At 71.6% G+C, this 24,547-nt stretch carries 17 protein-coding genes and 2 pseudogenes; 10 read left to right on the forward strand and 9 right to left on the reverse strand.

Annotated elements, in window-relative coordinates:
* The first annotated feature begins 118 nt into the window (after window positions 1-118).
* Complete coding sequence (locus ACWD4G_RS29550) at window positions 119-769, forward strand: helix-turn-helix domain-containing protein (RefSeq protein WP_451298703.1); 651 nt, start codon at window positions 119-121, stop codon at window positions 767-769.
* Between the two features lie 73 nt (window positions 770-842).
* Here the strand turns inward: ACWD4G_RS29550 and ACWD4G_RS29555 are convergent, their stop codons facing one another.
* The 3 genes from ACWD4G_RS29555 to allB form a co-directional block, all read right to left on the reverse strand.
* A complete protein-coding gene (locus ACWD4G_RS29555; protein WP_451298705.1) occupies window positions 843-1,196 on the reverse strand; it encodes a hypothetical protein in 354 nt (117 codons plus the stop codon).
* A 1,679-nt stretch (window positions 1,197-2,875) separates the two neighbouring features.
* Entirely contained in the window at window positions 2,876-4,000 is a 1,125-nt protein-coding gene (gene alc, locus ACWD4G_RS29560) for an allantoicase (RefSeq protein ID WP_451298936.1), read from the reverse strand.
* Window positions 4,001-4,044: 44 nt separating this feature from the next.
* Complete coding sequence (gene allB, locus ACWD4G_RS29565) at window positions 4,045-5,385, reverse strand: allantoinase AllB (RefSeq protein WP_451298707.1); 1,341 nt, start codon at window positions 5,383-5,385, stop codon at window positions 4,045-4,047.
* Between the two features lie 280 nt (window positions 5,386-5,665).
* On the opposite strand from allB, the gene ACWD4G_RS29570 reads away from it, so the two are divergent.
* The gene (locus ACWD4G_RS29570; protein ID WP_451298709.1) at window positions 5,666-6,466 is read left to right on the forward strand and encodes an IclR family transcriptional regulator; all 801 of its coding nucleotides are present in this window, start codon (window positions 5,666-5,668) and stop codon (window positions 6,464-6,466) included.
* Between the two features lie 232 nt (window positions 6,467-6,698).
* On the opposite strand, the gene ACWD4G_RS29575 is transcribed toward ACWD4G_RS29570, so the two are convergent.
* On the reverse strand, window positions 6,699-7,010 hold the full coding sequence (locus tag ACWD4G_RS29575) for a DUF5955 family protein (protein ID WP_451298711.1): 312 nt from the start codon (window positions 7,008-7,010) through the stop codon (window positions 6,699-6,701).
* Between the two features lie 226 nt (window positions 7,011-7,236).
* On the opposite strand from ACWD4G_RS29575, the pseudogene ACWD4G_RS29580 reads away from it, so the two are divergent.
* Together ACWD4G_RS29580 and aceB are read left to right on the forward strand one after the other, a co-directional pair.
* A pseudogene (locus ACWD4G_RS29580) lies at window positions 7,237-7,905 on the forward strand (nucleotidyltransferase family protein); the annotation flags it as partial.
* A 228-nt stretch (window positions 7,906-8,133) separates the two neighbouring features.
* Window positions 8,134-9,768 carry a malate synthase A gene (gene aceB / locus ACWD4G_RS29585; protein ID WP_451298713.1) on the forward strand — a complete coding sequence of 545 codons (1,635 nt, stop codon included), beginning with the start codon at window positions 8,134-8,136 and terminating at the stop codon, window positions 9,766-9,768.
* Window positions 9,769-9,772: 4 nt separating this feature from the next.
* On the opposite strand, the gene ACWD4G_RS29590 is transcribed toward aceB, so the two are convergent.
* Window positions 9,773-10,066 carry a SelT/SelW/SelH family protein gene (locus tag ACWD4G_RS29590; protein ID WP_451298715.1) on the reverse strand — a complete coding sequence of 98 codons (294 nt, stop codon included), beginning with the start codon at window positions 10,064-10,066 and terminating at the stop codon, window positions 9,773-9,775.
* Window positions 10,063-10,977, reverse strand: a complete 915-nt coding sequence (locus ACWD4G_RS29595; RefSeq protein WP_451298717.1) for a HipA family kinase — start codon at window positions 10,975-10,977, stop codon at window positions 10,063-10,065. Before ACWD4G_RS29595 ends, ACWD4G_RS29590 begins: the two co-directional genes overlap by 4 nt.
* A 924-nt stretch (window positions 10,978-11,901) precedes the next feature.
* Between ACWD4G_RS29595 and ACWD4G_RS29600 the strand changes: the two genes are divergently transcribed.
* The 3 genes from ACWD4G_RS29600 to ACWD4G_RS29610 all read left to right on the forward strand — a co-directional run bounded on the left by ACWD4G_RS29600 (window position 11,902) and on the right by ACWD4G_RS29610 (window position 16,983).
* On the forward strand, window positions 11,902-12,561 hold the full coding sequence (locus tag ACWD4G_RS29600; RefSeq protein ID WP_451298719.1) for a hypothetical protein: 660 nt from the start codon (window positions 11,902-11,904) through the stop codon (window positions 12,559-12,561).
* Window positions 12,561-14,714, forward strand: a complete 2,154-nt coding sequence (locus tag ACWD4G_RS29605) for a bifunctional serine/threonine-protein kinase/ABC transporter substrate-binding protein (RefSeq protein WP_451298721.1) — start codon at window positions 12,561-12,563, stop codon at window positions 14,712-14,714. The genes ACWD4G_RS29600 and ACWD4G_RS29605 overlap by 1 nt, the downstream gene beginning before the upstream one ends.
* 67 nt (window positions 14,715-14,781) lie before the next feature.
* On the forward strand, window positions 14,782-16,983 hold the full coding sequence (locus ACWD4G_RS29610; RefSeq protein ID WP_451298723.1) for a protein kinase domain-containing protein: 2,202 nt from the start codon (window positions 14,782-14,784) through the stop codon (window positions 16,981-16,983).
* Window positions 16,984-17,295: 312 nt separating this feature from the next.
* Here the strand turns inward: ACWD4G_RS29610 and ACWD4G_RS29615 are convergent.
* From ACWD4G_RS29615 to ACWD4G_RS29625, 3 genes and pseudogenes are all read right to left on the reverse strand, one after another.
* Window positions 17,296-17,388, reverse strand: a pseudogene (locus ACWD4G_RS29615) (GntR family transcriptional regulator); the annotation flags it as partial.
* A gap of 29 nt (window positions 17,389-17,417) precedes the next feature.
* Window positions 17,418-18,857, reverse strand: coding sequence for a glycoside hydrolase family 43 protein (locus tag ACWD4G_RS29620; protein ID WP_451298724.1), 1,440 nt, complete (start codon window positions 18,855-18,857; stop codon window positions 17,418-17,420).
* Window positions 18,858-18,980: 123 nt separating this feature from the next.
* Window positions 18,981-20,579 carry an IucA/IucC family protein gene (locus tag ACWD4G_RS29625; RefSeq protein ID WP_451298726.1) on the reverse strand — a complete coding sequence of 533 codons (1,599 nt, stop codon included), beginning with the start codon at window positions 20,577-20,579 and terminating at the stop codon, window positions 18,981-18,983.
* A 149-nt stretch (window positions 20,580-20,728) separates the two neighbouring features.
* Between ACWD4G_RS29625 and ACWD4G_RS29630 the strand changes: the two genes are divergently transcribed.
* The 3 genes from ACWD4G_RS29630 to ACWD4G_RS29640 all read left to right on the forward strand — a co-directional run bounded on the left by ACWD4G_RS29630 (window position 20,729) and on the right by ACWD4G_RS29640 (window position 24,434).
* Window positions 20,729-22,228 carry an IucA/IucC family protein gene (locus ACWD4G_RS29630; RefSeq protein ID WP_451298728.1) on the forward strand — a complete coding sequence of 500 codons (1,500 nt, stop codon included), beginning with the start codon at window positions 20,729-20,731 and terminating at the stop codon, window positions 22,226-22,228.
* Window positions 22,229-22,350: 122 nt separating this feature from the next.
* Complete coding sequence (locus tag ACWD4G_RS29635) at window positions 22,351-23,628, forward strand: VWA domain-containing protein (protein WP_451298730.1); 1,278 nt, start codon at window positions 22,351-22,353, stop codon at window positions 23,626-23,628.
* On the forward strand, window positions 23,628-24,434 hold the full coding sequence (locus ACWD4G_RS29640) for a hypothetical protein (protein WP_451298732.1): 807 nt from the start codon (window positions 23,628-23,630) through the stop codon (window positions 24,432-24,434). The genes ACWD4G_RS29635 and ACWD4G_RS29640 overlap by 1 nt, the downstream gene beginning before the upstream one ends.
* Window positions 24,435-24,547 lie beyond the last annotated feature (113 nt).

A 24,547-nucleotide genomic window follows, 5' to 3' on the forward strand; every position in this document is an offset into this window, starting at 1 on the left:
GCACCGAGCTGCCGCACCCGGGGAGTGGCTCCCCCACGAGCCTCCCCCCATGCCCCCCACCCCCACCAGTGGAGCCGTAGTGCCCTTCTACTTCGCTGATCAGAAAGCTTCTTGTCGAGTGACGTCGCTGTCGGTCGCCCTCGTCAGCCGGCACGGTCTGATACCGGCCTCTCTTTCCAGGGTCCGTACCCGACTGGTCCGGGAACCGCACGAGATCTGCTCGTGCGACGACGTCGTGTTGTTCTACGGAACCGGCATGGCGCGGGATCTGACGCGCTTCTCGGCCGAGGCGGCCGACGGACTGCCGCCCACCCTGGTCCTGGCACCCTGGCTCGACTGGGACGACGTGTCACTGGCACTCGGCCAAGGGGCCGGCGGCTATCTGCTGGAGAACCAGCACGCCCTGCCGCTCGACGAGGCGTTGCTGTGCGCCGCCCACGGCACCAGCATCCTCGACCCGGCGATCGCCGCCGAGCGGATCAGGTTCGCTCCCCGGGAGAGCGCCGGGGAGCGGAATCGCGGCGATACACGGCCGGAGAAGGCGACCGTCCCGGACCCGCGGACGCGCCTCTCCCCACGCGAGCGTCAGCTCATGGATCTGCTCGCCTCCGGCCTCAGCACCGGTGACGTCGCCCGGAAGATGTACCTCACCGACAAGACGGTCAGGAACTATCTGAGCCGCGTCTACGGGAAACTCGCCGTGCGCAACCGCTCAGAGGCGATCCTGTGCTGGCTCGGACACCCGGACACCCCGCCGGTCGGCGACTGAACCAGGAGCCCGCACACATGAGCCGGCCGCGGAAAGCCATCACTCTCCGCAGCCGACTCACTCCCGGGAACGCTCAGTTGATGTTCCAGACGGTCCCCAGGCTGCTCGGGGCGACATGCGTGTCGTTCCGAATGGTCGTCGGACCGCAGTTGGCATCACGCCAGTCGAAGTGCACCCAGTCCCCGGGGTTGACGTTGATGCCGTTGACCGTGACGCTGCCGCCCGCCGCGAACCTGACAGGACCGGCCGACCCACCACTGGTCTCGTCCGTCACGTAGACACAGCCCGCCCCCGAGGGAATGGCCTGGCTGGCGACAGCGATGTTGATTGTGGCGGCGGACGCCGGAGACGCGGCCAGAGCGACCGCGGACACCGTCGCCGCCAGAGCCATCGGGACGAGCAGGGGCTTACGCGTGATCCTGGACATACTGAATTCCTTTACGGTGAGTCGGATACGGAACGTGAGAGCCGGCACGGTGAAAGCGAATTCCGAACCGGTACGCAGACCAGCGGGGACACCGGCTTCAGTTGCGGAGACCGACAGCGTGCTCCGCATGGCCGGCCCCGAGCGCGAGTTGCGCGCAGTCGAGGTTGTTCTCGCGAACGCGGTCGCCCGCCTGGAACACCTAGGCAGCGGTGTCCTGACGGGGTTCAAGCCCCCCGCTTCCCCCGCCGGCAGTCGAAAGGATCAGCACACCGCCCGTCCCCGACGGCACGCTCTCGTTGACGAGCGCCGCGTTCCAACTGCTCGCGGCCCACGCCGAACCCGTACCCACGACGGTGGCACCGACCATGACGACAGCCACGGCACCGACACCCGCTCCAGACCGGATCGCGGTCCGCCAGACGATGGTTCACCTCGACATGTCGTCAACCTCTCGGCTCCTGAGGGGAGTTCACATGTCGAGTATCGGCAGCACCGTCCGGCAGAAGATAGAGTCTTCCGCCCCTACGTGATGGTGACGGCGACCGAGGACATGTGACCCCATCGGCGTTGCGCACTGCCCGAGCAGAAAGCCTCGACCAACTTCTGCGGATGAGTGCGCGCAGCCGCTCCTCCGGCAGAACGGCGCCGGACGCATCCACCATCGGGCGACTCGTGGGAGTCTCGGGTTCTCGGGTCCTCAGACCGCGGGCCGCGGGCCGGCTCCCGCGTGGATTCCCGGGCGCGGCCCTGAGCGCGGGACGCCCTGGGCAGTCGGCCTGGAAGCCGCACGCCGACGGCACGACGCGAAGGCCGACCGCGTGCTGACCTCGCTCGCGGTGGGGGAGATCCGCTCGCCGACGCCATCATCGCCGCGCCGAGTTCGACCTCTACGGCGTACAGGCCCAGCGCATCCTCGACGCGGGCCTCAAACGCGGCCTGGCCGGCTTGGACGAACCGCCCCCCCACCGCCATCGCCGCACTGCTGAGGCAGCTGGAGGCCACCCCTTCCCGGATCGATCCCCTGCTGCTCCATCGCGGGGATATCGCATCGCGGGGATGTCGTGAGCCGGTCCGTACCCCTATGTGGTTCGGCCTCTGCTCGGTCCCCAGCGCCCTCGCGCGACGCCTGGCCCGGCAAGGCCGCCCGACCGCCATGGCCACCCGCCGGCTCGTGGAAGCCGGTGTGTGGGCGCGGCAGACCATACGGCCGGGAGGGCTGCTGCGCGGTGCCCCCGGGTACGTGGCCACCGCCGAGTTCCGGCTGCGACATGCCCGTATGCGAGCCACGGCGCTCAAGGACCGGGACACCGGCGCCCGCGATGTGCCACGCGGGCCAGGTGGGGCTGGCGGTCGGCGCGGCAGCGGTGATGGCCCTCCCCCAATCCACCGACGCAGCCGTTGTGCCCCATGACGACGCGCGTAGACCGCAGCATGACGATGACAAGTTCGCGGGGATTTCACGGAGGCGTCGGGGGAGTTTTCCGGGTGTTAACCAGGGTTACCGGCCTGCGGATGGTCTTCACACCGGGGCGCCTATGAGAGGGAGGCGTCTGGTTTTGGTGCGGGTGCGGGTTGGTGGGGGCTGGTCGCGCCCACGCGGCGGAGCCGCATATGTCACAGCCCCGCGCCCCTTTGTTCGGGGCTTCGCCCCTCAATAGGCACGCCGCCCCCCTCCGCGATCAGGCGCCCAAATCCCGGTGACGTGCCGCCAAGGTGTTTCTGCCCTCCTCCGTCAGCGTGCCGTGGAGGCGTAGGCGGGAGATGCCTCCGTCGGGGTAGATGTCTATGCGGGCATGGGTGGCCCGGATCGGGGTCGGCAGGACGAAGCGGTGGTTGGTGTCGGGCTGGAGGCGGGTTCGGGGGAGGATCTCCGTCCAGTCGTCGGTGTCCTCTCCGTCGCGCACCGAGACCGTGGCCCAGCCCGCAGCGTTGCCCTTCAGATAGGCCGTGTCGATCTCCAGGGCCCTGATCTCGGACTGGGCGACCAAGCGGTAGCGAATCCAGTCGTTGCCCTGGTCCCGGCGGCGGCGGGTCTCCCAGCACTCGTGCATCACCCGGGCGCGGCCGGGCTGGATGGTGTTGGTGGCGGGTGAGTAGAAGAGGTTGGAGGCGTCCTCCGCCTGGCCGCCGTTCTCCAGGGCGACCACGTCGAAGGTGCCGAGGGCGGCCAGCCAGGCCGGGTCCGGGACGACCTCGCCGTACACGCGCAGACGGGCTATGCCGCCGTCGGGGTGCTGGTTGAGGCGGAGGTGGGTGAAGCGCTGCTCCACGGCCACGGGGAAACCGTTCGCCGCGTGGCCGCCGACGGGGGTCCTGGGGACCAGCGTCGTCCACTTCACGTCGTCGGCGAGAAGGTCCTCGGGGGACGGGGAGCCGGGGAGGGAGGCGGCCTCCACCGATACGGCCTGGGGGTAGTTGCCGCGGAAGTGGGCCGTGTCGACGACGATGCCCCGGATCACGCCGGGGGCGCCGAGGCGGATCAGGGCCCAGTCGTGGTCGTCGGCCGTGGGCCAGGGGTGCTCGGCACAGGCGCCGCGCCGCCGCCTGGTCTCCCAGCCGTCCATGATCTTGCCCTTGTGTCCGAAGTGCTCGGGGTCGAACTCGGCGCGCTCGGGCAGCAGCAGATTCTCGCGCTGGGCGAAGAACTCGTCGTTGGCGGCGATGACACCGGCGCCGAGCCGGCGGTCGGCGAGGTCGGCGTGGTGGGTGAAGGGGAAGTCGGCGGTGCGGTAGTCGGCGTAGGGGTCGCCGCCGCCGTAGGGGTTCGCGTCGCCGGTGAAGCTGGGTATCGCCACGGTGATCAGGTCTGCCTCTCTGCTGTGGTGGGCCGCTGCGGGTGCGGGCGGGATCAGGGGGTACGGGTGAGGAGTCGCCCCTTCGGGTCGGTGAACTCTCCGTCCGCGACGATGCGTTCGCCGCGCAGCCAGGTGGACTTCACCACGCCGTGCAGGGTCCTGCCCGCGTAGGCCGTCACTCGGTTGCGGTGCTGGAGGGCGGCCGGGTCGACGGTGAACGTCTCGTCGGGTGCGAGGACGGCGAAGTCCGCGTCGCGGCCGGGGGCGATGGCGCCCTTGCGGGCGTCCAAGCCGACCAGCTGAGCCGTACGCGTCGACATCCAGCGGACCACGTCGTCCAGGGGGTGGCCGCGCCTGCGGGCCTCCGTCCAGACGGCCGCGAGGCTGAGCTGGAGGCCGGAGATGCCGCCCCAGGCGGTGGCGAAGTCGGAGGTCTTGAGGTCGGCCGTCGACGGGGAGTGGTCGGTGACGACGCAGTCGATGGTGCCGTCGGCGAGCGCCTGCCAGAGGAGGTCCTGGTTGGCGGCCTCACGGATGGGCGGGCAGCACTTGAACTCGCTGGCGCCGTCCGGGACTTCCTCGGCGGTGAGGGTGAGGTAGTGGGGGCAGGTCTCGACGGTGATACGGACGCCGTCCGCCTTCGCCCGCGCGATCAGCGGCAGGGCGTCGCTGGAGGAGAGGTGGAGGACATGGACACGTGCGTCCAGCCGTCGCGCCCGGTCGATGAGGCCCGCGATGGCGGTGTCCTCGGCGTCGCGCGGGCGGGAGGCGAGGAAGTCGGCGTATCTGGGGCCGCCCTGCTGGGGGGCCGCGTCGAGGTGGCGCGGGTCCTCGGCGTGCACGATCAGCAGTCCGTCGAACCCGGCGATCTCGGCGAGTGAGCGGTCGAGGCCGCCCTGGTCGAGGTGCGGGAACTCGTCGACGCCCGACGGGGACAGGAACGCCTTGAAGCCGAAGACCCCGGCGTCGTGCAGCGGACGCAGGTCCTTGACGTTGTCGGGGAGGGCTCCGCCCCAGAAGCCGACGTCGACATGGGCCTTGTCCGCGGCCACTTCCCTCTTCGTACGAAGGTGGTCGACCGTCGTGGTCGGCGGGAGGGAGTTGAGCGGCATGTCGACGAGGGTGGTGATGCCGCCGGCCGCCGCCGCGCGCGTGGCGGTCCAGAAGCCCTCCCAGTGGGTGCGGCCCGGGTCGTTGACATGGACGTGGGTGTCGACCAGGCCGGGGAGCAGGACGTCGTCGCCGAAGTCCTCCAGCCGGGCGGTGGGCGGTGGGGCGGCGTCGTACGGCAGTACAGCCGTGATCGTCCCGGCGGTGACCGCGACCGTGGCCGCACGCGTCCCCTCCGGGGTGATGACACGCGTCGAGCGCAGCATCAGTTCAGCGTCGGACACCCGGACCCCTCTCACGGTGTTTACTTCCGCATTTACTTCCATGTAACGGAATTCAACGTTCTGTTGAAGGAGTCTTCACTCCGGCTCGGACCCCGTCAAGGGCGCGCCCCTCGCACCCCTCGTACACACCCCTCCACTCTGCCTCCGATGCGCCCACTCTGGATGTTTTCACAAGCCGGAATTAAAATTCCACCACGCAGAACGTAGTGACGCACAAGCGAGCGGTCACCGAACCGCCCGGTAGGCTGCGTCTCTCTGCCATGTCGAAAGGACCGCGCCCGTGCCGACGTCCAGCGCCAGCACCACCGACTCCGTCAAGTCGCCCTCGTCCAGCGGTGGCGTCCAGTCCCTGGAGCGGGCCTTCGATCTGCTGGAGCGGATGGCGGACGCCGGCGGCGAGGTCGGGCTGAGCGAGTTGTCGGTGAGCAGCGGGCTGCCGTTGCCGACGATCCATCGGCTGATGCGGACCCTGGTCGTCTGCGGTTACGTACGCCAGCAGCCGAATCGGCGGTACGCCCTCGGCCCCCGGCTGATCCGACTCGGCGAGTCGGCGTCCCGGCTGCTCGGCACCTGGGCCCGCCCCTATCTCGCGCGACTGGTCGAGGAGACGGGCGAGACGGCGAACATGGCGCTGCTCGACGGGGACGAGATCGTGTACGTGGCTCAGGTGCCGTCCAAGCACTCCATGCGGATGTTCACGGAGGTGGGCCGGCGGGTGCTGCCCCACTCGACCGGCGTCGGCAAGGCGCTGCTCGCGGAGTTCCCGGACGACGAGGTGCGTGCGCTGCTCGCCCGTACGGGGATGCCGGCGGCCACGGAGAAGACGATCACCACGGCCGAGGGCTTCCTGGCGGCGTTGACGGATGTGCGCCGACAGGGGTTCGCGGTCGACGACAACGAGCAGGAGATCGGCGTCCGCTGTCTGGCCGTGTCGGTGCCCAATTCGCCGACGGCGGCGGCGATTTCGATCTCGGGGCCGGCGGGGAGGGTGACGGAGGCGGCGACGGAGCGGATCGTTCCTGTTTTGCAGGGGGTGGCGGCGGAGCTTTCGGAGGCGCTGGCCAGCACGGGGGGCGCCTGATAGCTCGGGGGGTGGGGTGCGTTGGCGACCGCGGGTGAGTTGTGGTTGCTCGCGCAGTTCCCCGCGCCCCTGAAAACCTGCGGTTGCTCGCATGCGCAGACCTGCTGCTGCCCGGGGCTGACGAAAATGCAGGGCGCAGCCCGCATTTTCAGGGGCGCGGGGAACTGCGCGACCAGCCCCCACCCACCCGCACCCGCCAACACACCCCACCCCCCGAGCCATAAGGCGCCCCTCACCTACGCGGTGGCCCGAACCGGTCCACCGCGCTCCGTACCTCCCTCAACCCCCTCGACAGCGCGCTGACCGACCCGATCGACCCGGCGATCAAGAGAAGCGAGCGGCGTAAACGCGGTGCCTCCGGCGTGCCGTTCGCGGCCATCGCGGCCAGGGCCGCGAGTTCGTCCTCGGCTATGCCCCGGTCGGGGAACTCCGCCGGATGCGCGGCCAGTTCACGTCGCAATCGGGACACGGCCGAGCGCAACTCCGTCACCCTCGGGTCCTCGTCACTGCCGGTCACTGGCCTCTGCCCCAAGCTCCGCAACACAGCTCTCCCCCCCCTCGCGCACACCCCTGTACGCGCGCCCCCGGCCGTACGCCGTCGCACGGTCGGCCTCCCCTGGGGTCGGTCGGGCGCCGGGGGTGGCGCGGGCCAGTAAACGCCAATCGGTGTGGCGCGCGCCACTCCACGGACCGAAATTCAGTCCCCCGACACCACCCGGCCCGCAGACCCGCCGCAGGCACTCCCGCCCGGTGTCGGGTATGCAGGGGGCATGACACACAACGGAGGTCGGGGAACAGCGCCCGGGAGAGGCGTGGAGGCGGGGCGCGGTGCGGGCGCGGGAGGCGTCGTCGGGCTCGTGCTGGCCGCCGGCGGGGGGCGGCGGCTCGGTGGGCGGGCCAAGGCTCTGCTCCCCCATCATGGGCGCCCGCTCGTCGAACACGCGGTCGGAGTGTTGCGGGCCGGCGGCTGCTCCCGGGTTCATGTGGTCCTGGGGGCGCGGGCGGCGGTCGTACGGGAGCGGGCCGATCTGTCCGGTTGCGCGGTGGTGGACAACCCCGCGTGGGAGGAGGGTATGGGGTCGTCGTTGCGGGCGGGGCTGGAGTCCCTGGCCGGGACCGGCGCCGAGGCGGCCCTCGTCTCGCTCGTCGACCAGCCGGGGATCGGGCCGGAGGCCGTGGGCCGCGTCCTCGCCGCGTACCGAGCGGGAGGGGTGACGGGGGCGCGCGGGGCACTCGTGGCGGCGGCGTACGGCGGTGAGCGGGGGCATCCCGTGCTCTTCGGCGCCGATCACTGGGCCGGGATCGCGGCGGCCGCCACCGGCGACCGGGGGGCGCGTGCGTACTTGAACGAGCACACGGACGCGATCACGCTCGTCGAGTGCGGGGACGTGGCACGGCCGTACGACATCGACACGGAGGCCGATCTGATCCATCTCGACCGATCTGATCCATCTCGACCCACCCATCTCGACCGGACCATCGCGATCGAACCCGACGCCACAGCCGCTCGTCCCGAAGAATCTCGACGTCAACAAAACATTGAACTTCCACCATGAGGAAACTACTATCCACGTTTCAGAAGCGCCCTCTCGATTCCCGGGGCGCAGACCGTCCCACCCGGGTCGACCGACACCCGGTGCCATGCCCGCCGAAGGAAGTGACAGCTCATGTCCGCACCAGCGCCGTCCCCGCTGGCCATCGTCGACGCCGAGCCCCTGCCCCGCCAGGACGAGGTCCTTACGGACGCGGCCCTCGACTTCGTGGCCGAGCTGCACCGGCGGTTCACTCCCCGGCGTGAGGAGCTGCTGGCCCGACGGGCGGAGCGCCGCGGCGAGATCGCCCGTACCTCGACGCTCGACTTCCTCCCGGAGACCGCCGCGATCCGCGCGGACGACTCCTGGAAGGTGGGCCCCTGCCCGCCCGCGCTGCTGGACCGCCGGGTCGAGATCACCGGCCCCACCGACCGCAAGATGACGATCAACGCCCTGAACTCGGGTGCGCGGATCTGGCTCGCCGACTTCGAGGACGCCTCGGCGCCCACCTGGGAGAACGTGATCCTCGGCCAGGTGAACATGGCCGACGCGTACACCCGGAACATCGACTTCACCGACCCGAGGACGGGGAAGTCGTACGCCCTGCGGCCGAGCGAGGAGCTGGCGACGGTCGTCATGCGTCCGCGCGGCTGGCATCTCGACGAGCGGCACCTCGTGGACGCGGACGGCAAGGCGGTGCCCGGCGCGCTCGTCGACTTCGGGCTGTACTTCTTCCACAACGCCCAGCGGCTGCTGGACCTCGGCAAGGGCCCGTACTTCTACCTCCCGAAGACGGAGTCGCACCTCGAAGCCCGCCTCTGGAACGAGGTGTTCGTCTTCGCGCAGGACTACGTCGGCATCCCCCAGGGCACCATCCGCGCCACCGTCCTGATCGAGACGATCACGGCGGCGTACGAGATGGAGGAGATCCTCTACGAACTCCGCGACCACGCCTCCGGATTGAACGCCGGCCGCTGGGACTACCTGTTCTCCATCGTCAAGAACTTCCGTGACGGCGGCGCCAAGTTCGTCCTGCCGGACCGCAACGCGGTGACGATGACGGCCCCGTTCATGCGGGCGTACACCGAACTCCTCGTCCGCACCTGCCACAAGCGCGGCGCCCACGCGATCGGCGGCATGGCGGCCTTCATTCCCTCCCGCCGGGACGCCGAGGTCAACAAGGTGGCCTTCGAGAAGGTCCGCGCCGACAAGGACCGCGAGGCCGGCGACGGCTTCGACGGCTCCTGGGTCGCCCACCCGGACCTCGTCCCGATCGCCATGGAGTCCTTCGACAAGGTCCTCGGCGACAGGCCGAACCAGAAGGACCGCCTCCGCGAGGACGTCCACGTCGAGGCGGCCGACCTGATCGCGATCGACTCGCTGGACGCCAGGCCCACGTACGCGGGCCTCGTCAACGCCGTGCAGGTCGGCATCCGTTACATCGAGGCCTGGCTGCGCGGTCTCGGTGCCGTCGCCATCTTCAACCTCATGGAGGACGCGGCCACCGCCGAGATCTCCCGCTCGCAGATCTGGCAGTGGATCAACGCGGGCGTCGAGTTCGAGCACGAGGGCGCCACCGTGAAGGCGACCCCCGAGCTGGCCCGCGAGGTCGCCGCCGGGGAACTGGCCGCCATCCGCGCCGAGTTGGGCGAGGAGGCCTTCGCCGCCGGCCACTGGCAGCAGGCCCACGATCTGCTCCTGGAGGTCTCCCTCGACGAGAACTACGTCGACTTCCTGACCCTGCCGGCGTACGAGCAGCTGCGCGGCTGACCCTTCAGGAAGACGGTTTGTCCGAGTGGCCCAGGGACCTTCCCGGGGCCACTCGGTCGCGTACGGCCTGCTTGACGGCCGTGGGCTCGGGAAAGCCCTGTTCACGGCGGTCCCAGACGACCTCGTCGTTGACGCGGACGACGAAGACTCCCCCGGTGCCGGGCTTGAGGGAGAGTTCGGCGAGGTCGGTCTCGAAGGTGGTCAGCAGTTCCTGGGCCAGCCAGGCGGCGCGGGGCAGCCAGCGGCACTGGGTGCAGTACTCGATCTGTACGACATGGCTCTGTACGACATGGCTCATCCGAGGTGTACCGCCCCATCCTGTTCCGCCGCCGGTTTGCCGTGCAGGTCGGGGACCCGCTGAAGCCATTTCGGGCGGCCTCGCTGTGTCCTCGCCGCGCGGAGGGCGTCCTCGGCGGCGAGTTCCTCCCGGGAGGGGAAGTCGGTGGGCAGCCACGCCTCGGAGGCCCGGGCGCGGGCGACCAGATGCCGGACGTAGGCGTCGCGGGCCTCGTCGGGCGTGGCGAAGCCCGGTTCGTCGGCCAGCCAGGCGTCCGGGACCTCGGCGACGATGTCCCGCAGCAGTTCCTCGGTGACCTTCGGCGCCAGCTCGGCGTCGGCGGCGCGTACGTCGGGGGTGTAGTGGCCGAGGGCGTGGTGGCGGAAGTCGTACGCCTTGGTGGGGTCCGAGGTGTCCCAGCGGTGGTGGAAGACGAGGGCCGCGCCGTGGTCGATCAGCCAGAGACGCGGCGGGGTGATGCCGAACGTCGGCCAGATCATCAGGTTGGAGCTGTGGACCGTACGGTCCACGTTGGCCGTGAGGGCGTCCAGCCAGACGATGCGGCCCGCCTCCAGGGGATCGACGGGGAAGGTCTTCGCGACCTCGGGGGTGAAGTCCTCGGCACCCGGCAGATGGTCCATACCGAGGTTGAGGCCCGCGCTAGCGGTATGCAGGCCCCGTACCTCCTGGTGGGGCTCGTCGGCGGCGATCGCCGGGTCGAAGTGGACGAGGACCAGTTCGGGGAACCTCAGCCCCAGCGCGCGGGCCACCTCGCCCACGATCACCTCGGCGACCAGCGCCTTGCGGCCCTGCGCCGAGCCCGTGAACTTCACGACGTAGGTGCCCAGGTCATCGGCCTCGACGATGCCGGGGACGGAGCCGCCGGAACGCAGGGGCTCGATGTAGCGGGTCGCGGTGACCTCTCTCAGCATTTTCCCAGGCCACCCCGCTCTTCAGCCTTGAAATCCACGCTCTGCGTCGTCCGCACCTTGCTTCCGACCTCCGGTATGAAGTGAGCATAGTAACCGAGGGTGACCGCCGGCGAGGAGTCGACCGCCGCAGTGGTCTCGGTACCTCCGCAAGGCCAGTGGACCGGGCAGTCATGACCGCCCGGCAGCCGATGTGCAGTGCCCGGTCGCCCGAATCGGACCGGGGCATGGCCCGCGCGAGGTCGGCTCGCAGCAGCGGGAGACCGGTCGACGGGTCGGCGCCGCGGCCGCGCCGGCGGTCCGGCCGCATCCGCCGGGTCGATTCCCGTGTCTGTCCGGCGGCATCGCCGAGCACCCGGAATCCTCGGTCCGACGCGCCGCCGGGGTCCCGGTCGGCCCAGTCCGCCCTCCGCTCTTGCCGCATGGCCTTAACTGGCTTGCGACTACTGGGAGTTGGGCAATCGGTAGGTAGCATTCGGTCGGCCGGGAGAGTGGTGCGCGGCAGGGGCGCCGGATGCGGCGCGGAACCGCGTGGCGTGCGCGCCGCATCGGTACGGACATGCGTCAGCCGTCGGCGCGGTTCCGTCGGTGCGCCGGAGCACGGGGGTGCGGGGGCGGCGGAAAGCAGCGGGGGAAAGAACTCGGGAGCGATCAAAGGGGCAGGGGGGAATCGTGGTGTGTGCGAGAGCACTGCGCGTCTGCGGGGTCCTCGTGGCGTGCGGGATCTCACTGCTCGGGTGCACCGGCGGCGGAGGCGGTGGCGATGGCGAAGGCACGGCCGGTGCGGCCACACCGGGGGCCGGGCGGAGCGCCGATACGGACGCGGGAGCGGGGGGTGGGGCCGGAGCGGCTGGAGGGGCCGGGGCGGCATCGACACCGAGTTTCGATACGGCGAAGCAGCCGAAGACCGGGGTGCAGGCGCGGGAGTTGATCGGGGAGGTGATTCCCGGGCCGGAGCTGTTCGGGGCGGAGGTGGTGCGGGCGACGCCGTACGAGGGCGACCCCGGCCGCTGGGCCGTGCTGGGCGAGGACTGCGTGTGGCAGCAACAGGAGCTGCCGGAGAACGTACTGGCCTCCCTGACCCGGCGCTTCACGCTGCCCGCGACGGGCGGCAAGGGGGCGATGCTGCTGTCGGCCACGGTCACCGTGCACCGTACGCCCCTGGACGCGGCCTGGGAGCAGGCCCGGATGCTGGAGGAGGCCCTCGGCTGCGAGGAGCAGCTGCTGCGGCCGGGCGAGCGTCTGACGGATCTGTATTCGCTGGGGAGTGTCTTCGGCGAGGGCTCCAACACCAGCTACGACGATTCCGTGATCGAGCGCGGCACGTGCCGAAGCGACAGCCGGGGCGGCCCGTACCCCTACATCTTGTACCAGGTGACGTATGGACCGGTGGTGCTCTCCATCTCCGGGTGCGGGGGACGGGGGCACACCAGTGAGGACGTATCGGTGCCGGTCGTCGAGGCGCACGCCAAGGCGACGACACGGCTGGAGACGGCGATCGGATGGGATGACGGAACGCCCTCCGCCTCGCCGGAGGCGGAGGGCTCGCCGAGCGCGTCCGCTCCGGGCACGACGGGGGGTGAGTGATGGAGCGGCTGGTTCCGTCCGATCCGTCGTGGCTGGGCGGGCACCGTCTGCTGGGGCGGCTGGGCGCGGGCGGCATGGGCGTGGTCTACCTGGCCCGCACCGGGGCCGGGGAACTGGCCGCGGTGAAGGTGATCCAGCCCGAGTTCGCCGAGCAGCCGGAGTTCCGGGCCCGGTTCCGCCGTGAGGCGGCCTCCGCCGGCCGGGTCGACAGCCCCTGGGTGGTGCCGGTGCTGGGCGCCGACGCGGAGGCCGAGGCGCCGTGGCTGGCGACGGCGTTCGTGCCGGGGCCGTCGCTGGCCGAGGCGGTCGCGGTGTGCGGGCCGCTGCCGGTGCGCGCGGTGCGGGTGCTGGGCAAGATGCTCGCTCAGGCCCTGTCCGCGGTGCACGACGCGGGCCTGGTGCACCGCGACGTCAAGCCCGGCAACATCCTGCTCGCCCTCGACGGGCCGCGGCTGATCGACTTCGGCATCGCGCGGCCCACGGCCGCCGAGGCGACGGAGCTGACCACGGACGACATGGTGGTGGGCACGCCCGGATTCCTCGCCCCCGAGCAGGCACGGGCCCAGCGGGTGGGCCCGCCGAGCGATGTGTTCTCCCTGGGCTGCGTCCTGGCGTACGCCGCCACCGGACGGCCGCCGTTCGGGACAGGCGCCGTGGACGCGCTGCTGTACCGCACGGTCCACGACGCACCGGAACTGAACGATGTCGGGGACGACGGGCTGCGGGCGCTGCTGGCGCGCTGCCTGGACAAGGAGCCCGAACGCCGCCCCACGGCGGCGGAGCTGGACGCGGAGCTGGTGGAGGACGCCCCGGACGGGTCCATCGACTGGCTGCCGGACGCCGTGGTGCGGATGGTCGCGGACCGGTCGGCCGAGCTTCTCGCCCTGCCCGGTATCGAGCCCACCGAGGTCCCGGGCGAGGTCCCGGGCGAGGCCCCGCTCCGAGTACCGGGCCGCCGGCGCGTCCTGGCCCTGGCCGCGGGCGGCGCGGCCGTGCTCGCGGCGGGCGGCGGCGCGGCGCTGCGGGCGGCGCTGCGGGACGGTGAGGAGACTCCGGCGGCGCGGTCCACGGGTCCCCGCCGGGTCATCGGGCTCCAGGCGGATCTGAGCGGCCCGCAGCAGGAGGCGGGAAGGGCGCAGGAACGGGCCGCCCGGCTGGCCGTGGAACGGTTCAACGCCCGCGAGGACAAGCCGTTCACACTGACGCTCAAGGTGGTGGACGACCGGGGTGAGACCGCGCGGGCCCAGCGGGCGGCCCGGCGCCTGACGCGTGACAAGGAGGTCCTCGCCGTCCTCGGCCCCACCGGATACGCGTCCGTCCTGGGTGCCTTGGAGATCTACGAGCGCGTCGGGATGCCGCTGCTGACCGTCTCCGAGCTCTCACCGTACGCGGCGACGGCGGTCCTGCTGACGGACTCACGGGTCTACTTCCACGCCACGCCGACAGCGGACTTCGCCGCCGTCCGCACGGTCACCTCGCTCGCGGTGTCGGGGTCCCGCCGCCCGGGTCTGCTGGCCGACCGCGCGGGCGGGACCGTCGGACTGGAGACCGCCCCCCTCGTCCCCAGCACGGCGAAGAGCCATCGGCTGGACCTGTACACACGGGTCGTCCCGGCCATCGCGCCCGACCTGTCCTCCGTGGTCGCCGACATGCTCGGCCACGGCATCGACGGCCTCTGCTACATGGGCACCCCTCAGCGCGCCGCGGCCGTCGCCCGGGCCCTGGCCGAGCAGGGCTTCGACGGTCCGCGGTTCCTCGAATACTCCCTGGCCACGACGTCGTTCATCGCCACCGCGGGCAGCGCGGCCGAGGGCTGGCAGGTCCTGGCCCCGTACATCGCTCCGGAGGCGGAGCCCGTGCGGGACTTCGCGACCGCCCATCGCGAACGGTACGGCGGCGCTCCGGCCGCCTGGGGGGCCGAGGCGTACGACGTGACACGCCTGCTCATCGACCGGCTCACCGCACTCGCCGCGAAGAGCGGTCGGCGCCCGAGCCGTGCGCAGGTCAACGAGGCCTTGATGAAGGCCGAGTTCAAGGGGCTGGTCACCACCTACGCGTTCGGCGAGAACAAATGGCTCAAGGCGCCGCGCTTCCATCACCACCGAGTGGACGGCGGCCGGTTCGCCTACGTCCGCTCGGTGGACTTCTTCTGAGGGCTTCCGAGGTTTCCGAGGGTTTCCGAGAGCTTCCGAGGGTTTCCGAGAGCAAAGGGGACGGGTGATGAGGGCTCTGCGGGCTGAGGACCCCGGGTCCCTGGGCGGGCACCGGCTGCTGGCCCGGCTGGGGGCGGGCGGCATGGGGGTGGTCTACCTGGCCCGTACGGAGGCCGGGGCCCTGGTGGCACTGAAGATGATCCGCGCCGAGCACGCCGCCGATCCCGCCTTCCGGGCCCGGTTCCGGCGCGAGGTACGGCTGGCGACCGGGCTCACCGGCCGCTGGGTGGTGCCGGTGACGGCCTCGGACACCGAGGCGCGCGAGCCGTGGCTGGCGAGCACCTTCGTGCCCGGCCCGTCGCTGGCCGAGACGGTGGACAGCCGCGGGCCGCTGCCCGCGCACACCGTCGTCACGCTGGGCCGCCTGCTGGCGCGGGTCCTGACGGAGGTGCACGCGGCGGGGCTGGTACACAGGGACGTCAAGCCCGGCAACGTCCTGCTCGCCCTCGACGGACCGCGGCTGATCGACTTCGGTATCGCGCAGGACGGCGGCGCGACGGCGCTGACCGCCCCCGACGCGGTCATCGGCACGCCCGGCTACCTCTCTCCGGAGCAGGCCCGGACGGGCGGGGGTGAGGTGGGCCCGGCGAGCGATGTGTTCTCCCTGGGCTGTGTGCTGGCGTACGCGGCCACCGGACGGCGGCCGTTCGGCACCGGTGATTCCGCGGCCGTCATCTACCGCACCGTCCATGAGGAACCCGACCTCGCCGGTCTCGACCGGCTCCTGCCGCCGCCGGTGGTCGCGGCGGTCATCGACTGCCTGGCCAAGGACCCCGGGCGCAGGCCCACGGCGGCCGACCTCAGGCAACGGCTGGACGGGGTCGCCGGTGCCCCGGCCGACCCCACCGGCCGGGGCGACTGGCTGCCGCCCGAGGTGCTGCGGCTGGTGGCCGAGCGGTCCGCCCGCGCACTCGACCCGCCGCCCCGGCCGGCCGCCACCACACCGCCGGAACGGTCCGGCGGGGACTCGGCACGCCCGCCCTCGCGCCGCCGTCTCCTCGCCGTCGTCGGTTCGGCCGCCGCGGTACTCGCCGCGTCCGGCACCGGGGCCGCCGTCCTGCTCACCCGCGAGGACAGCTCGACCGGCGGCACCCCGCACGCCCTGCCGACCCGCACCCTGGGCCTCCAGCTCGACCTGACAGGGCCGCAGAAAACCCTGGGGACGGCTCTGGAGCGCGGGGCCCGGCTCGCCGTCACCGTCCACAACAGCCGTGCCGACGCGACGTTCAAGCTCGCCCTGAAGGCGTTCGACTACGGGGGCGAGACGGCCAGGGCGCGGGAAACGGCCCGCCGCCTGATCGCGGACCCGGCGGTCCTGGGGGTGATCGGCCCCACGACCGCGACCGCCGTGGGTGCCGCGGCGCCCCTGTACACGGACGCGTCCATGCCGCTCGTCCTCGTGCCGTTGGCACCCGAGACAGTGGGACTGCCCGACTCCGATCTGCCGACCGTCTGCACGACCGCGGTCTCCGAGATGGCCAAGAAAATGCCGGTCCTCGACTATCTGACCCGAGTACGCCCCACGCGCCGGACCGCCGTCGTCGACGATCGCGCGGCGGGACAGACATCCTGGGACATCGCCAGTGACCTGCGCGAGTTCCCTCCCGACCAGGGAAAGACCACCGTCCACTCCGTGGCGGCGGACGAGAACGACTTCCGCCCCGCCGCCGACGCCGCTCTGGCTGCCCGGGCACAGGCGGTCGTCTACACGGGAACCTCGCCGACCCGGGCCGCGCTCTGCGCCCGGGCGCTGGCCGCCGCGGGTTTCGCGGGGCCGTGCATGGGATTCGAGCCCGTGATGCGCCCGGACTTCTTGAAGGAGGCGGGCGAGGCGGCCGAGGGCTGGCTGTTCGAAGCCCCGTACACCGATCCGGCCGCGGCCGGTACCAAGGCCGCCAAGGCGTTCACCGCCGCCCACCGCGAACGCTACGGCGAGCCACCCGGCCGCTGGGCCGCCGAGGCGTACGACGCCGTAGGTCTGCTCGCCCGCACCCTGGACGCGCTCGGCACGGGCGCGGGGATCGAACCCGGCGAGGTCGCCGAACGCCTCTTCCGCACCACCCATGACGGGGTGGCCAAGCGCATCCGGTTCTTCCAGGACACCTCCCACTTCCTGGAGCTGGTGAACATGAACTTCCTGTACCAGGTCACCGACGGCGCCTTCCGTTTCCTGGGGCGGCACGACCGGATACCCGGGACGAAGGACTGACCGGGATCGGCGCCAGGGCGTCGAGCGCGGCGCCGAGTACGAAGGTGACCGCGGTGGCGATCCGTCATGGGGCCGTATGGCCCATGACCCGGCACCGTGTACGGGCGCACGCTGGACATGCCAGGTACGCCCCGACCGGAGGCACCCCATGAACGCTCCCGCCACCCCCGGTGTGCCGCAGGACCGCCGACCGCGCTCGACCCGCCCCCGGCTGCCCGGCCTGTACGCCCCCTGCGCGGGCAGCGGCAGCCATCTGTGACGACGTACGCGAACGGCAGCGCCGGACTCCGTGGGAGTGGGCGTCGGCCGGTGCTACGAGGTCGGCGACTCCGTGGAGCGGAGGTGTTTTCTCAGCCACTGTTCGGTGTTGCTCACGTGCAGCAGCGCGGCGGCCTGGCTGAGGGAGCACCTGAAGGTCGCCCCCGTCAGTGACGTCAGGCCGTCGGACGGAACGTGGCGTCGCTGCGGCCCAGCGCGGTGGTGATCGGGTCGAGTTTCAGCTGGAACCCGTAGTGGCGGATGTAGCGGTCGGGGTGGTTGTAGGACTGGAACGACGACCAGCTCGCGTCGGCGAGTCCGGCGACCTGCCGGAACGTGGCGTCCTCGGCGAACGCGGTGGTGCCGTCGTAGTGGGCGAGTTGGAAGTCGGAGCCGTCATGGCGCAGATAGTGGCCGGGGAAGTTCACCGACTCGAAGGAGACGGTGCCGGAGCCGGCGAGGCCGGGCCTCGGCCGGAACCGGGCGTCCTCGCCGGTGATGTTCTGGTCGATGCGCACATCGAAGTTGGCGTGCCGCACATAGCGGTCCTGGTAGTTGAAGGACTGCAGGCGCCTCGCCGGGGTGTTGGCCCAGCGGGCCTGCACACGGGTCTCCTCGGCGGCCGTCAGGTTCAGGATCGAGCCGTGGCGCTTCTTCGTCCCGCCCAGATTGAAGGAGCCTGCGGCCGGAAGCCGGTACGAGCCCGAGGTGGACGGGGTGGAGGGGCTGGCGGTCAGCACCGGCATGTAGCCCCGGCCGGAGGCGTACTGGTCGAGGTACAGGGCCCACTCGTCGCGGTCCCTGAACTTCAGCCACATCGGGCCCTCGACCTGCGCGCCGGTGAGGCCGATGCCGGAGAGATTGCCGAGGGTGGTCCAGGTGCCGAGGATCGAGTCGCTGCCCTCGATCGTGATCTGGCCGTCGCCGGAGGCCCGCACATAGCGGTAGTCACCGATACCGGACGGCACTTCGACGATCTGGGTGTCGATGATCTCCTGGGTGCCGGGGCGGTCGATATAGATCTGCGGGGCGGTGATCGTACGGAAGTCGGTGGTGTGGGCGTAGTAGATGCGGTGTTTCTGGACGCCGTTGAGGTTGCCGTTGGTCGCCCAGTACAGGACGTAGCTGTGGCTGGCCGGGTCCCAGATCGCCTCCGGCGCCCATGCGTTGCGCCCGTCGGGGATCGCGCCGGCCACGTTCAGCAGCCATGGCTTGGACCAGGTGACCAGGTCCGTCGACTCCCACACCACGAAGCTGCGGCTGCCGTTGTTGATGGCGTCGTCCCATGACTGTCCGCAGCCGATGCACAGATCGGTCGCGATGATCCAGTAGCGGTCGCCGCCGGGTGCGCGCACCAGCGCGGGGTCCCGCACGCCACGGGTGCCGACCGTGGAACGCAGCGTCATTCCGCCGCCGTTGAGGCCGTTCCAGTGGAGTCCGTCCGTGCTGTGCGAGAAGTAGATCTGCTGGCCGGTGGCGCCCTCCCCGATGAAATGCGTCATCAGATAGCCGGGGTCGGCGGCTGCGGCTCTCTCGGTACCGGCCACGAGCTGGGCGGTGAGCAGCAGGCACGCGGCGAGCCACATCGCCGACAGCCGGATGAGAAACGTGGGCATGCACAACTCCCTTGTGGGGCCTGCGACCTCACCGAAGCCACGAGCTGTTCGATTTACCGAACGCCGTTCGGAAGGCCGGGCAGACGCTAAGCGGGAGCAACCGGACGCGTCAATACCTCTGCCTCAGAAGGGATTGGGCAGGGGGAGGTAGCGGGCGTCCGCGCCGTCGGCCGCCGTCCAGCGCAGCAGGAGGTTGGTCTTGCCGGGCAGAGTTGGGGAGTTGAGAAGGTCCTCGACCTCGGGGAGGTCGCGGTGGCGCTCCAGCTCCGCCCGTACGGCGGGCCACGGGTCCACCCGAGGGTGGTGCTCGATGAGGGCCGACGCGATCTCCAGGAGGTTGTTCACGATCAGGCAGTACCGCAGCCGTTCCCAGCCGGTCTCACGAGTGACGTCCGGGAGGAGTTTCACGCCCTCGGCGTCCCGGTAGAGGACCTGGACGGGCGTGCCGGTGGGGTCGCACGCGACGACCGTGTTCTGGAGGTGGGCTTCGAGGACCACACCGTGGCGCCGGAAGGCGTCGAGGGCCGGGGGCACGACCGCGCGCAGATACGCCCGCCACCATGCCTCGGGGTCGGCGGTCCGGGCCAGCGGGTTCCCCCGGAACGCCTCGGTCGACTCGGTGAGCGCGGCCCCGAGGAACGGCGTCGCACCGGGGGCCATGTGCACGCCGAAGCCGTCGCGGACCATGACGGCCAGCTCCTCGAAGGCGAAGGCGGCGGTGCGATAGCCGCGATCGCCCAACCAGGCGCCGCCGCCCGGCAGTTCCGCGAAGGCCGAGGTCACCGCCGAGTCCGTACGGCGCAGCTTGAGCAGGTCGTGGCGCCACAGCCGACGGATGTCGTTGGTGATCCGCACATCGAGGCTGAACTTGAGAAAGAGATCACCCTCACGGGCCCGGCCGAGAGTTGGGCCTAGGTCGGACGCCGGGCCGAGCTGGCGGTCCTCCATCGCCCCCACTCCGGCCGTCCCCTCCCCCTCCCGCTCCCCCCGCCCCGGCACATACACCGTCCGGATCGCGGCCGTCGGCCACACCTCCCCCTCCGTCCGGCCCAGCCGTACGAGTCGGCCGTCGGCGAAGTATTCGGCCACCTCATGGCCGATCAGGGCGAGTTGCCAGGGATGGGCGGGCAGGAGACGGTAGCCCGGAGGAGGTGCGCCCAACGCGTCGAGGGCGGAGGTGTCGCCTTCCTCCACGACCACGTCCTCACGTACGCCGAGCAGGGTCAGCGGGAAACGGGCGTACGCCTCGGGCGCGTACGGCAGCCAGTCGGCGGGCGGGCCTCCGCCGCGCGCCTTGGGGGCGGGGTGGAAGGGGTGCCCGGTGATCAGGGAGTGCTCGGAGCGGACGTACGGGTCCTCGGGCGGCCTCGCGTGGACGCGGGCGGCGAGGATCGCGGCCACGGCCTCACGGCTGTCGAGCATCTCGGCGGGCAGCTCGGCGTTGGACAGCCCGGTGAGGAGGCGGAGTTCCTCGGCGGTGAGCGCGACCAGCTCCGTATGGGTGAGTCGCCGCCAGGAGCCGTCGATGAGCAGTTCGGGGTCCGTCGGGCGCCGGGTGCCGTGGACCCGCAGGAGGCGCCCGGTGGCCGAGAGCCGGTGCACCCCCGCCTCGACGGGTCTCGCCGCCTCCCTGAGAAGGCAGTTGAGCAGGGGCGCGATGGCGACGGCGTCGGCGGTCCGGTCGATACCGCTGAGGGGAGGGGTGGCGTCCACAGGGTCCATTCGTTCCATACGGTGAACTCGTGACGATCAGTATGTCTGCCGTCATGCGTCGCGACGAAGGGGTACGGGCAGTAGTCGTAGGCCATCGCGTCACTGGCCCCGTATCCGCGTATCCGCCGATCCCGTACCCGCACCCGAGGAGTCAGCCCATGGACCGTCGTCCGTTGTCCGATGCCGAGGAGGTGCTCGGCGCCGAGCTGGCCGCCGTACGCCCCGATCTGACCGTGCCGTACGCCGCCGCGCTCCCCGGCGCCCGGGCGGCCGTGCTGTCCCGGCTGTGGCGGGCGTTCGCCTACGAACCGCTGCCCTGGATCGCGCGCCGCGAGCCGGGCCGCGACGGGCTCACGCTGCGTCTGACCGACGGCCGCCGACTGCACGGGCCGCACCCGGACGCGTACTCCATGGCCGAGTACGTCACCGAAGTACGGCTCGGCGACAAGGCGTACGACCGTCCGGCACACCTCATGGCGGCCCTGGCCGTCCCGCACGGTTCCGCCTTCGCGGCCGAACTCGACCACAGCGTCGCCTCGATGGCGCTGTCCCGGGCGAACCAGCCGGAGGACGCCCCGGCGCCCGTGACCAGCTGGGAGTGGGAGCAGCGGGTGGTCGACGGCCATCCCCTCCACCCCAACTGCCGCTCCCGTCCCCAGTTCTCCGTGGCCGAGCAGCTCGCCTTCGGCCCCGAGCACCGGCCGGTCGTGGACCTGGGGCTGGCCGAGGCGGACGACTGCCTGGTCGTGGGGGCGTGGCCGGAGCGGTTCCGCGACGGGGACCGGATACTGATCCCGGTCCATCCCTGGCAGGCAGAGCATGTCCTCAAGTCCCCCAAGTCCCCCTTGCGAGAGGGGGTTCCGGCGCACCCTCTGATGTCCCTGCGCACCCTCGCCCTGCCCGACGGTCCGCATGTCAAGACCGCCTTCAGCGCCCGGCTCACCTCCTTCGTCCGCGACATCTCGGTCTACTCGGTGGAGACGGCGATGACGGTGTCCGCGTTCGCCGAGGACATCGCCGCCCGCACGGACGGCCTGCTGCACACCACCCGCACCCTGGGCGCCGCCACCGCCCACTCCCCCGATCTGGCGGCCGTGCTGCGCGAGTCGCCGCAGACGTACGCGGCGCCCGGCGAGCAGGTCGTCCCGGTGCGGGCCCTGACGACGACCGGTCTGACCCGGAACCCCGCCTGGCTGGCCGACTTCACCCGGCTCGCCCTCTCGGTCTGCCTCCGGCTGCTCGACCTGGGCGTGGCCCTGGAGGCGCACAGCCAGAACCTCCTGGTGATCCTGTCTCCCACGGGAGCCCCGCTGCGCCTCGTCTACCGCGATCTGGCCGACATCCGGGTCAGTCCGGCCCGTCTGGCCCGCCACGGCATCCCCGCCCCGGACCTCTCCGGCCGTATCGTCACGGACGACGAGACCGTGCTGCGCCGCAAACTGTTCGCGGGACTGATCGCGGGCGCCCTCGGGGTGACGGCCGGCTCGACGCCCGCACTCCGTAAGGCCCTCTCCACCGTCGTACCGGATCTGCCGCGCACCCCCGATCTCGCGGCGCTGCTGGGAGAGCCGGTGCCCACGAAGGCGTACACGCTGATGCGGCTGTCGCCGGAGCGGGAGGGGGACATCTGGGCGGAGGTGCCGAACCCGCTGGCATGAACCCACCGGCAGGAACCCGTCGGCATGAACCCACCGGCAGGAACCCGTCGGCATGAACTCGCCGGCCCAGGGCACCCGGTCTCGTTTTGGAGCCCGCTCCCTTCGGTCAATAAGATCCGCCGATGATCACAAGACAACGGCTGGCAGCAGGGGTGTTCGTCCTGCTCGCCGCCCTGACGGCCGGGGTCGGGGTTCCGTCCACGGCCGTCGCCGACGAGACCACGGCCACCGCGCCCAAGGTCAACCTCCTGCTGGACGTGAGCGGTTCGATGCGGGCCAAGGACATCGACGGGCAGTCCCGGATGGCCGCGGCGAAGCAGGCGTTCAACGAGGTGCTGGACGCCACGCCCGAGGAGGTCCAGCTCGGCATCCGCACCCTCGGCGCCGACTACCCCGGGGACGACCGCAAGACGGGCTGCAAGGACACCGCCCAGCTCTATCCGGTCGGCCCGCTGGACCGCACCGAGGCGAAGACGGCGGTGGCGACCCTGGTGCCGACCGGCTGGACCCCGATCGGCCCGGCGCTGCTGAAGGCCGCCGACGATCTGGAGGGCGGCGAGGGCACCAAGCGGATCGTGCTGATCAGCGACGGCGAGGACACCTGCGCCCCGCTCGACCCGTGCGAGGTGGCCCGTGAGATCGCCGCGAAGGGCATCGGCCTGACCATCGACACGCTCGGCCTGGTCCCGAACGCCAAGATGCGGCTCCAGCTCAGCTGTATCGCCGAGGCCACCGGCGGTACGTACACCTCGATCGAGCACCGCGACGAACTCACCGACCGGGTCAACCAGTTGGTGGACCGCGCAGCCGACCCGGTGGTCGTGCCGAAGGCCGTCGAGGGCGCCGACACGTGTTCCGAGGCGCAGACCCTCACCTCCGGTCTCTACACCGACCGCGAGGAGTTCGCGCAACAGCGCTGGTACCGCGTCGAGGTGAAGCCGGGGCAGGAACTGCGCGCCTCGGTGAGCGTCGCCGCCGACCGTGACGTCAACCCCGACTACGGGGTGCTGCTGCGGGCGGTCACCGTCAAGAACCGCGAGATCGTACGCGGCGAGGCCGCCGGCAACGGCCGTACGGACGTGATCTCGACGGGTCTGCGCTACCCGAAGCCGGAGGCCGAGGACGATGACGACTCGGCGGCCGAGGGCGTCGCCGAGACGGTCTGTCTCCAGGTGACCCACTCCTACTCGCCCGCGAGCGGGGTGAAGACCACCCCCGGTCTGCCGCTGGAAATCACCGTGGACGTCGTCGAGGGCCCCGACCGGGCGAGCGACGTCGCCTCCTTCGGCCTCGGCCGGGGCTGGTGGCTGCTCGGCGTACTCGTGCTCGTCGGCTTCCTGGCGGGCGTCCTGTGGGGCTGGCTCTCACGCTGGCGTTTCGCGGTGTGGAGGACCAACTGATGCGGATCACACGTGCACTGGGCGCCGCCCTGCTGATGCTGGGCCTGGCGGTCTCGCCCGCCGTCGCCGACTCCACCCCCTCCGCGTCCCCCTCGGCGGACGGTGACGCGCCCACCGAGGCGGGCACCTCCTTCCGTACGGCGACGGAGTTCGAGCAGGGGCAGACCGCGACGGCGAGCGCCTCGACCGGCGACTACCTGTACTGGTCGTTCCCGGCGGACGCCCGGCAGCGGCCCACGGTCCGGGCGACCGTCGAGCTCCCGGAGGGCGCCGAGTCGTCCTCCACCTGGCAGATCGACGTGTACGACGGACTGCGGCGCCGCCAGGCCTGCCAGTACGGGGCGCAGACCCGTACCGCCGGGGCGGACGCGACCTCGGTCGAGTTGTCCTGCACCCTGCGCACCGTCCGGGCCTGGGCGGAGCAGTGGTCCGACGACCCGCTGCCGGGCACGTACTACATCCGGCTGACCACGACCCGGCTGGCCACGGCCGACCTCGGACTGCCGGTCGCGGTCGAGGTCGAGGCCGACTCCAAGGACATCGGCGGCTCGGCGGCGGTCGACGGCTCCCTGGCCGAGCCGTTGGTACCGGGCGTCGCGGTCACCTCCCAGCAGGACGAGGACTCCACGACGGACGCCGTCCTCTCCTCCCTGGAACCCGACGGCGGCTGGGCCTCGGGCTGGTGGAGCGACCGCTGGGTCTGGACAGCGATCGGCGCGGCGCTGGCCGCGCTGGCGGGCATCGGCGGCTACAACCTGACCCGAGGCTCGGGCCGCCCACCCCGGGTCCCGCCACCGGGAGCCTGACGCCCCACCTTCGGCCCACCCGCGGCCCCGGTGGCGGCTGATCGCGCAGTTCCCCGCGCCCCTTTGGGGGCGCGGGGAACTGCGCATCTTTCAGGGGCGCGGGGAACTGCGCG

This window comes from Streptomyces sp. NPDC002643 (genome assembly GCF_053592555.1).